This window comes from Actinokineospora sp. NBRC 105648, from assembly GCF_030269645.1.
Classification (GTDB): Bacteria; Actinomycetota; Actinomycetes; order Mycobacteriales; family Pseudonocardiaceae; genus Actinokineospora.
Map to the genome: position 1 here is coordinate 1 of NZ_BSTR01000092.1, position 8912 is coordinate 8912.

An 8912-nucleotide genomic window follows, 5' to 3' on the forward strand; every position below is an offset into this window, starting at 1 on the left:
CGGCCGGGAGCGCGGCCGGGGTGGTGCTGCACTCGGTGCCGGTGTTGTTGGTCTTCGTGGCGGCTGAGGCGGTCACCGACCTGCGCGACAAGCTCACCGACGTCACCATGGCCGTGACACGGCGGGCGAGCGATCCCATGCGGCCTGAGCGGGCCGCTGAGGTGCCGGCGGCACCCGGGGCGGACATCGGTGGGTCCGGGGACGTCGCGGCCGTCACGGAGGCGACCAGCCCGCCGCAACGGCCGCGACCGCGCCGGTCGTTCGCGCAGTACCGGCAGGCCGCGTTGCGGGTGTGGTCGCCGGGGACACCGGTCACGCCGGCGTGGGTGCGGCAGGTGACCGGGTGTTCGCGTGGGCTGTCCTCCCGACTGGCCGCCGCGCTGGTCGCGGAACTGGCCGCCGGCACCGAGGGGCGGGTGAGTTCATGAACGGCCCTTCGGAGCCGGTGAACGCGCCCGTGAACGGCGGTGTGGTGAACGCCCCGGTGAACGCGTTGGAGCCGAAGGTGTTCGACGGGGAGCTGGTCACCGAGGACGACAACGGCGCTCTCCCGGACGACACGGGTACCCCCACCCGGCAGCGGCCCGCGCGGCGGCTGGACTCGGCGGTCCGCGTGCTGGTCGACATCGCGCGGGGGATCGGCGGGCGGGTCCGGCGCTCGGAGGCTGTTGTGCGGGTGCGGTCGGTGGCCGCCTATCGGGCGCGCAAGGCGCCGGCCGATCTCGCGCGGCTGGCGTGGTTCGTGGTGCGTGGGACCGGTCGGTGGGCGGTCAAGGCGTGGTCGTGGGCCACCTATGCCGACCTGCGGGCCGATGCCCGCGCCGCGCGGTCGGCCGGTGACACCGACGCGCGCCGGACCGCGCAAGAGCTGATCCGGGCGGATGCCCGTGCCCGGTGGGCGCGGGTCGGGATCGCCGCGCGGCGCGTGGTCCTGGCCGCCCGGGTCGCCGGCGTGCTCGCCGGGGTGCTGTGGCTGGTGGACACGGTGATGGACCGGGCGGACATGTGGCCGTGGTTGGCCGGGGTGTACGCGGCCCTGGGCGCGATCGGCGCGGTGCTGGTCGCGGCCTGGTCGGTGGTGTGGGCGGTGCTGCCGCTGCTGTGGGTCGTGGCAGCGGCCTTCGAGGGCCGCGACCGGGAACCCGGGGCCGGGTGGTTGATCCAGCCCGACCGGGACGACGCGGACGCCTGGATCGATGAACGGATGATCTCCCGCGCGCTCGCGCACCTCGGGATCACACCACTGAACGCGTTCTTCAAGGGTGGCGGGGAGTTGATCTACACGGTACCGGCCCGAAAGGACGGAGACGGCACATTCGCGCAGGTCAGACTGCCTTTGGGGGTCACCGCGGACATGGTCGCCGGGCAGCGCGGGAAGCTCGCTGCGAACCTCGGTCGGTCCGGTTTGGAGACCTGGGCGACCAAGGGCGACGAGGACGGTGTCCTGGACCTGTGGGTGGCCGACAAGGGCACCCTCTCCGGCGGTGCCGGACCCTGGCCGCTCCTGGAGGACAGCGGCCCCGACGGCGGGCGGGTCGACGTGTTCGCCGGTGTCCCGTTCGGACTGTCCCAACGCGGCGCGATCATCAACGCCCCCCTGATCGGCGCCAACTGGCTGGTCGGTGGTCGCCCCGGCCAGGGCAAGTCAGCTGCCCTGCGCACGCTCATGCTCGGTGCCGCGCTCGATCCGACAGCCGAGCTGTGGGCGTTCGTGATGGGCGAGTCCCCCGACTTCGACCCCTTCGCGCCCCGGCTCTCCCGCTACCGCATGGGCATGGACGACGCGGTCGCCGAAGCGGCCACCGACGCCCTGTCGGATCTGGTCGCCGAGATGGAGAAACGCGGCAAGACCCTCGGCGCGCAACCAGGACGCCCGCCCAAGGTGTCACGGCGACTGGCCGACCAACGCGGGTTGGGACTGCACCCGCTGATCTGCGCCATCGACGAGTGCCACGAACTTTTCCAGCACCCCCGCCACGGGAAACGGGCCGCCGAGTTGGCCGTGCGGGTGATCAAACGCGGCCGCAAATACGGCGTCATCCTGCTGTTGGCCACCCAGTCACCCACCAAGGACAGCCTTCCGAAGGAGATCACCCGCAACATCGGGTGCGGGGTCGCGTTCTCCGTGGCCGATCACGTCGCCAACGACGGACTACTCGGCTCCGGCCGCTACGCCGCAGGCATCCGCGCCACCGAACTGCGGGTCGGCACCGACCGGGGCACCTGCGTAGCCGTAGGCGTCACCGACTCCACCTTCGACCTCATCCGCACCTTCTACATCCCCTTCGAGGACGGCGCCGACGAGGTCACCCCCGTCATCCAACGCGCCCAACGACTCATCGAAGACGACGGCCGCGCCCTACCCGCCCCCGACCGCCCACAACTGGAGAGCGCACCACCGGACCACCTCACCGCCATCGCAGAAGCCCTACGCGGCGAACGCCGAGTCCGCACACAGGTCATCCTCGCCCGACTCGCCACCACCAACCCCGACACCTACGAGCATTGGACCTTCACCGACCTGCGGGATGAACTCGCACGGCACGGGGTCACCGCCCGCAAATCAGACGGCCTCAAAGTCCTGCGCGCCGAAGACCTCACGACAGCACTCGACCGGCGCGACCACCCCACCGACCACGAGGACCACGACAGGGACTCCACAGGGACACAGGGACCGCTCCCTACCCCCTCCCTGCCCCCAACTCCCCGCCCTGACCAGCCACAACACCCGACAGGGACCACAGGGACCCACCAGACCGACCACCCAGAACAACCCCGAAACCACCACCAGCCGGGCAACGACAGGGACTCCCTCCCTGACGTGAACGGGGGCGGTCACCACGGCAGCTAGCCCGTCATCGGGGCCTGTCGAATCTACGAATCAGGAAGCGAATCAAATCCCGCTAGTCATAAGTGTCGAAGAAGCCGCTTGGATTAGAGAAGTTCTGACGGAGTTGGGAAAACGAGGATTCTTCGATGAATCAACGGCTAGAGACATTCGTACGATACTCGATTGAGTGCAGAGCGGCCCCGGTTGTAAAAACCGGGGCCGCTCTGCACAATCTTGCGCGAATAGGGGGGCTAAAACTCTAGCTGGTCGGGCTTGAAGCGCGCACCCTTGCTAGGCGCAGGCTTCACCGCCACGACAGGAAATAGCCGCTTGATGGTTGCCCGCTTTTTGTCCGTGGTGGCGTTTAGGAACGCATCGGCGTCGTTGACCGGCAATGGTTGACTCTTGACCTGACTTCCTCTGAGATTTTTGATCTTCGCATCTATGTCTTGCGTGAGTTCAATCATGGTTCTCAAATCCAGCAAGCCATCCTTCTTTGCTTTAACAGTTTCTTCGCGTTCGATCTGTAGGGCCTCGATTCGATCATCGGTGTCGTCTGGCTGGGAGATGTTTTCGACTGCGGGAAGGCGCTTGATAGCTTCGTACGTCAGTTTGATCATAAAGGCATCAATGCCCTTCATGGTGCGGCCGATTTTTCCGCATCCACCCCTGGAAGGGTTACACCAGTATCGGTTCTGGGATTCCTTTGCTGAAAGCCTAGTCTGGCATAGGCCGCACACCAATATGCCGACTAGCAGATGTTTTCGGGCCGTGACCGTGGAGTAAGGGGCGTTTCCGCTAAGCTTCGCTATGATCGCTTGATATGTCTTCTCGTCAATGATGGTCGGCCACGCGCCCTTAGCCACCACTTCCTTTTTGTAAGTCCGAAGACCTGCGTTCTCCGCGCGGCCTAGCACGGTGGACAAGCCGGACGTGCACCACTTCTTCCCCTGCGCGGTCGGGATGCCGCGATTGTTGAAATCCTTCGTGATGATGTATACGGTTTCGCCTGCCAAAAATCGCCTTGCCGCTTCTCTTATTACCTTGGCTTCATTGGGAACTACGGATTCGTATCCTGACGTGTAACCATACGGCCGGCGGTAGTGTTTGGGATGTTTGCCGAGAGATGCGTTGTACTGACGTTTCCGTTGGACATTAATACCAACCTGTTTGGCGTAGTCGGCATCGACCAATCCTTTTACCTTGGTTTGTAGATCGTTTTTGATTTCATGGCCGAACGAGTCTCGAACTTCTACGCTGTATTTCTCGATAGTTTTGAGGAAGATAAAAAGTTCGATATCTTCGCGGCTTAGTCGCGCCTGCTCCCGGACGACGATTCGTTTGACTTTGCCGCTCTTGATTGCTTCAAGCATTTTCAGCCAGTCCGGACGTTCGAGACCTTTAGACGCTGAGATCCCCTCATCGGTAAAAGTGAGATCCGGTGAAATATCCCAGCCTACAGAACGGGCGTATTTGGTGTTGTAGTGCAACTGGACTTGGATGCTCTCGGCATCTTTGTCATCCTTGACTACGCTCTTACGTAGGTAGGTAGCGGCGGTCTGCGTCTCCATGACTGTCCTCCCGAGACAAGGGTACCTCGTTAGTCGACATGGAGATCGTCACCTGGGTCCTGCGCGGCGCGCTGGTGCACCAGGACTCCCAGGGGCACAACGGGATCATCTACCCCGGGCTGGCGCAGCGGATGAGCGCTGGCACCGGCATCCTGCACTCGGAGAAGAACGACTCCTGGCGGGTCTCCGGCGGCCCGGAGCACGCGGACCCGGTCCACTTCGTCCAGATGTGGGTCGCCCCCGACGAGGCGGGCAAGGCCCCCGGCTACGAGCAGCTCGAGATCGACGACGAACTCCTCGCGGGCGGCCTGGTGCCGGTCGCGTCCGGAATGGACAAGCACACCGACGCCGCCGCCATCCGGATCGGCCAACGCCACGCGGCCCTCTACGCCGCCCGGCTCGCCCCCGGCGGCACGGTCACCCTGCCCGACGCACCATTCGTCCACCTGTTCGTACCGCGCGGTTCGGTGACCATGGAGGACAACGGCCTCCTCGGCACCGGCGACGCCGCCCGGCTGACCGCCGTGGGCGGCCAACGGGTGACAGCGGGCGCCGAGGGCGCGGAGATCCTGGTGTGGGAGATGCACGCCACCCTGCGAATCGGCTGAGCAGTTGTCCAGCCGGCCCCGGCCCCGTGCCGGGGCCACTGCCGTCGCCCCGGCCACTGTCGTCGACCAAGGCCGATGTCATCCACCGATGCCATGATGACCCCATGACCGTGACCCGCGTGGTGGCAGACCTGGAGTGTGCCGATCTCCCGCGCACGACCGCCTTCTACACCGACGTCCTAGGCCTACACCCGGTAATGGACCACGGCTGGATCGTCACCTTGGCGGACCCGGCGCGCCCGGAGGTCCAACTGAGCCTGATGACCCACGACGAGACCGCCCCAGTGGTGCCATCCGCCTCGATCCAGGTCGACGACGTCGACGCCGCCCACGCAGCGGCCATAGCCGCAGGCGCGGAAATCGTCCACCCACTGACCGACGAGCCGTGGGGCGTGCGCCGATTCTTCGTCCGCGACCCCGCAGGCAACGTGGTCAACATCCTCGCCCACGGCTGAAGTCCACCCGATCTGGTCATCTTGCGACATTTGGTCGCGGGACCGTAACCAGACGTGATCGAGAGTCGATGCACCCCTTGCACAAGGGGGTGGCATGAAGGCGTCCGAGGTGACCTTCGTCGGCCTGGTCCAGGGCCAGAAGCAGTTCCAGGTCCCGCTCTACCAGCGGACCTACTCGTGGTCGGACAAGCAGCTCGGGCTGCTGTGGGACGACGTCATCGCGCAGGCCGACCTGCTCGCCGGGGGCGACCCCGGCCCGACGCACTTCCTCGGGTCCGTGGTGTTGGCGCCCTCGCCCACCAGTGAGGCGCACTTCGAGCAGTGGCTGGTGGTCGACGGCCAGCAGCGGCTCACCACGCTGAGCCTGCTCATCGCCGCGATCCGCGACAACCTGGTGGAGACCGACCGCGAGGCCGCCGAGCGGATCACCGAGCAGTACCTGCTCAATAAGTGGATGAAGGGCGCGCACAACCTGCGCCTGCTGCCCACCCAGGCCGACCGGGCCGCCTACACCGCCTGCGTGCGCGTCGACGCCGTGGCGAGCACCGACGACCGGTTGTCCGCCGCGTACCGGTTCTTCCGCCACCGGCTCGCGGCGCTGGCCGACACCGCCGCAGTCCAGCGGGTCGAGCAGGCGGTCACCACCCGGCTCTCGCTGGTGTCGATCACCGCAGACCGCGGCGACAACGTGCACCGGATCTTCGAGTCGCTCAACAACACCGGGCTGCGGCTGAGCCAAGCCGACCTGCTGCGCAACTACCTGTTCATGTGCCTGCCCACCCGGGGCGAGCAGGTCTACCAGGACCACTGGCTGCCGGTGCAGGGCAGCCTGGGCGCGGACCAGCTCGAACACCTGATGTGGCTGCTGCTCGTGCTCGACGGCGACGAGCGGGTCCGCAGGCAGGACATGTACGCCACCCAGCAGGACAAGCTGCGGGTCGCGGGCGGCGGAGAGGACGCGGCCGAGGCCTACATCCGGGAACTGGCCCGCCGGGCCGAGCACTTCCGGCTGGTCCTCGACCCCCAGCGCGAGCCGCACGCGGGTGTCCGCGCCCACCTGCGCAGGCTGGCCCAGTGGCGGGCGACGGCCGCCCACCCGGCGGTGCTGGTGCTCATTGACCGCCGGGCCACCGGTGAGATCGACTCCGACGAGCTGGCCGCGGGCCTGGCCCTGGTCGAGAGCTTCGTGGTCCGCCGCGCGATCTGCCAGATCCCGCCGAACAGCCTGAACCGGATCTTCCAGGCGGTGCCCGCCCAGCTGCCCACTGACCGCCCGGTCGTCGAGGGCCTGCGCTGGGTGCTCTCCGGGGCCCGCCGCTCCTGGCCCGACGACGAGGAGCTGCGCGCGGCGATCCGCACCAAGCCGTTCTACTGGCAGGGCAGGCCCGAGCAGCAGCGGCTGGTGCTGCGCCGGTTGGAGGAGAGCCACGGCCACCCGGAGCCGGTCGACTTCGACAGCGCGGCGCTGACCATCGAGCACGTCATGCCGCAGTCGGCGACCGCGGCGTGGCTCACCGAGCTCGCGGCCGACGTCGAGGGCGATGAGACCCCCGCCGAGCTGCACGACCGGCTCGTGCACACCCTGGGCAACCTGACCCTGACCGCGGTGAACGCCAAGCTGTCCAACCACCCGTTCCAGCGCAAGCAGGACCTGCTGGCGGCGAGCCACCTGGAGATGAACCGGCGCATCGCCGACGCCGAGCGCTGGGGTGCCGCGGAGATCCTGCGCCGGGCCGACGACCTCGCCGACCGGGCGGTCGCGCTGTGGCCCGGTCCCGGCCCCGGCGGCCACCACGTGGAGCGCGGCCGCGACTGGGCCCTGCTGCACCAGGCGCTGGCGGCCATGCCCGCGGGCGCGTGGACGACCTACGGCGAAGTCGCCGTCCTGATCGGGTCGCACCCGCGACCGGTGGGGGCGCACCTGGCCAACACCCCGGGAGTGGCCAACGCCCACCGCGTGCTCGGGCACGACGGCCGGGTGTCGGAGACGTTCCGCTGGGCTGGTGCCGACCGCGGTGACGTCGTGGCGGTGCTGCGCGCCGACGGGATCACCGTGGACGAGCGCGGAGTCGCCGACCCGGCACAGCGGTTGAGCGCCCGGGACCTGGCCGACCTGGTCGGGATCGCCGCCCCTGACGACGAGTCCGCCCCCGACGAGCCGTTGGACGAGCGGGCCGAGCGGTTCCTGGAACAGCTGTCGGCCGACAACCCGGAGCCCGTCATGACCGGCTTGGATGAGCTCGCCGAGTGCTGGGCGGAACTCGGCGGGGACCTCGGATGGGGTGAGGGCACGACGGTCACGAGCTGCTTCTTCATGCTGCACCGCGAGAACCTGCCCAAGATCTGGCCCATCACGGTCTACCCCACCGATGGCGCGGCAGGCTACTTCGAGGTGGTCTTCCTCTACCTCGCCACACGCGCCCCCTTCGACGACCAGGCCTTGCGCGAGGAGTTGCGTCTGCGGCTGAACAAGGTGCCCGGAGTGGACATCCCGGAGGGCAAACTGGCCCTGCGCCCCAAGGTGCCGCTGTCGGTCCTCGCGAACCCGGACGCCGTCGACGAGTTGTGCGCGGTCCTGCGCTGGTTCCGATCGGTGGCCGAGCCCGATACCTGAGTCGGCTCAGACCCGGACCGAGCGCCCCGCGACCCGGGCGACCGCGGTGAAGTAGTCGCCGAACAGTCGCTCGTGCGCGGACGGGATGACCAGCGCCGGGCGGTAGTGGAAGCTCAACGCGTCGCTCGCGGCACCGTAGAGGAGGGCCGTCGGGCCACGCATGGTGCCGAAGTGGATCCGTCCGCGGTCCGGCTTCCGGTACTCCAGGCTGACCGCGAGCCAGCGGACCGGCACCCGGAAGTCGGCCCCCTCCGCGCACGGGTAGCTGAAGACCTCGAACACGCCACGGTCGAGTCGTAGCAGCAGGTGTTCGTACTCCAGCTCCAGTGGCTCCACCCACCCGACCCTAGCCGCGCCTCAGTCGGCCTCGACCACCGGCACCGCGGCCGGCGAGGTCGGGGTCGGGCGCTTGCGCAGGTAGATCACACCAGCGTCCAGGTCCAGGGGACCGGACACCGGCTCGAACCCCTCCCCACTCCCGGAGTCGTCCTCGCTCTCCTTGCGCAACTTAGGCCCAGGCACCAACTCACCGAACGTAGCCATACCCCCGACTGTAGGCCCCCCACCCGACCCCGTCGACCGACAACCGCACCAAACAACCGCACCCGACAACCCAACCCAAAACCCCACCGGCGACCCAGGCACCCACCATCAACCGACAAGTCCCCCCACCAAACTCGCGTCGGCCACCAAACCCGCCCCGCTGACCACTCCCCGCCCTGCATCCCATACGCCAATACCGCTAAGTTAACCGTGGGTGCGGTAGGATTTGCGGGTGGCGAGGGTCGGGCAGGTCAAGGCGCGTGGTGTGGATTCCGGTTCTGCGAGGTTGAC

At 67.8% G+C, this 8912-nt stretch carries 7 protein-coding genes and 1 pseudogene; 5 read left to right on the forward strand and 3 right to left on the reverse strand.

Features of this window, described 5'->3' with window-relative positions; all coding sequences use genetic code 11:
* Together QSK30_RS36330 and QSK30_RS36335 are read left to right on the forward strand one after the other, a co-directional pair.
* A pseudogene (locus tag QSK30_RS36330) lies at positions 1-428 on the forward strand (hypothetical protein); the annotation flags it as partial.
* Positions 425-2851: a hypothetical protein gene (locus tag QSK30_RS36335; RefSeq protein WP_285509958.1), complete on the forward strand. Its 2427-nt coding sequence runs from the start codon at positions 425-427 to the stop codon at positions 2849-2851. The pseudogene QSK30_RS36330 and the gene QSK30_RS36335, both read left to right, overlap by 4 nt.
* 230 nt (positions 2852-3081) lie before the next feature.
* Here QSK30_RS36335 and QSK30_RS36340 read toward each other — a convergent pair whose 3' ends face one another.
* Positions 3082-4401: a recombinase family protein gene (locus QSK30_RS36340; protein WP_285509959.1), complete on the reverse strand. Its 1320-nt coding sequence runs from the start codon at positions 4399-4401 to the stop codon at positions 3082-3084.
* A gap of 38 nt (positions 4402-4439) precedes the next feature.
* Here QSK30_RS36340 and QSK30_RS36345 point away from each other — a divergent pair, with 38 nt between their 5' ends.
* The 3 genes from QSK30_RS36345 to QSK30_RS36355 all read left to right on the forward strand — a co-directional run bounded on the left by QSK30_RS36345 (position 4440) and on the right by QSK30_RS36355 (position 8078).
* On the forward strand, positions 4440-5009 hold the full coding sequence (locus QSK30_RS36345) for a pirin family protein (RefSeq protein ID WP_285509960.1): 570 nt from the start codon (positions 4440-4442) through the stop codon (positions 5007-5009).
* A gap of 104 nt (positions 5010-5113) precedes the next feature.
* A complete protein-coding gene (locus QSK30_RS36350; protein WP_285509961.1) occupies positions 5114-5464 on the forward strand; it encodes a VOC family protein in 351 nt (116 codons plus the stop codon).
* 94 nt (positions 5465-5558) lie between these two features.
* Positions 5559-8078 (forward strand): GmrSD restriction endonuclease domain-containing protein, encoded by a 2520-nt coding sequence (locus QSK30_RS36355; RefSeq protein ID WP_285509962.1) that lies wholly within the window; start codon positions 5559-5561, stop codon positions 8076-8078.
* A 6-nt stretch (positions 8079-8084) separates the two neighbouring features.
* Here QSK30_RS36355 and QSK30_RS36360 read toward each other — a convergent pair whose 3' ends face one another.
* The gene (locus tag QSK30_RS36360; RefSeq protein WP_285509963.1) at positions 8085-8414 is read right to left on the reverse strand and encodes a hypothetical protein; all 330 of its coding nucleotides are present in this window, start codon (positions 8412-8414) and stop codon (positions 8085-8087) included.
* A 21-nt stretch (positions 8415-8435) separates the two neighbouring features.
* A complete protein-coding gene (locus QSK30_RS36365; RefSeq protein ID WP_285509964.1) occupies positions 8436-8621 on the reverse strand; it encodes a hypothetical protein in 186 nt (61 codons plus the stop codon).
* Between the last annotated feature and the right edge of the window lie 291 nt (positions 8622-8912).

What these genes read in the sequence shown, in the direction of transcription:
- QSK30_RS36345 (WP_285509960.1), top strand. Translation starts at nt 4,440, where the DNA reads ATGGAGATCGTCACCTGGGTCCTGCGCGGCGCGCTGGTGCACCAGGAC.
- QSK30_RS36335 (WP_285509958.1), top strand. Translation starts at nt 425, where the DNA reads ATGAACGGCCCTTCGGAGCCGGTGAACGCGCCCGTGAACGGCGGTGTG.
- QSK30_RS36340 (WP_285509959.1), bottom strand. Translation starts at nt 4,401, where the DNA reads ATGGAGACGCAGACCGCCGCTACCTACCTACGTAAGAGCGTAGTCAAG.
- QSK30_RS36365 (WP_285509964.1), bottom strand. Translation starts at nt 8,621, where the DNA reads ATGGCTACGTTCGGTGAGTTGGTGCCTGGGCCTAAGTTGCGCAAGGAG.
- QSK30_RS36355 (WP_285509962.1), top strand. Translation starts at nt 5,559, where the DNA reads ATGAAGGCGTCCGAGGTGACCTTCGTCGGCCTGGTCCAGGGCCAGAAG.
- QSK30_RS36350 (WP_285509961.1), top strand. Translation starts at nt 5,114, where the DNA reads ATGACCGTGACCCGCGTGGTGGCAGACCTGGAGTGTGCCGATCTCCCG.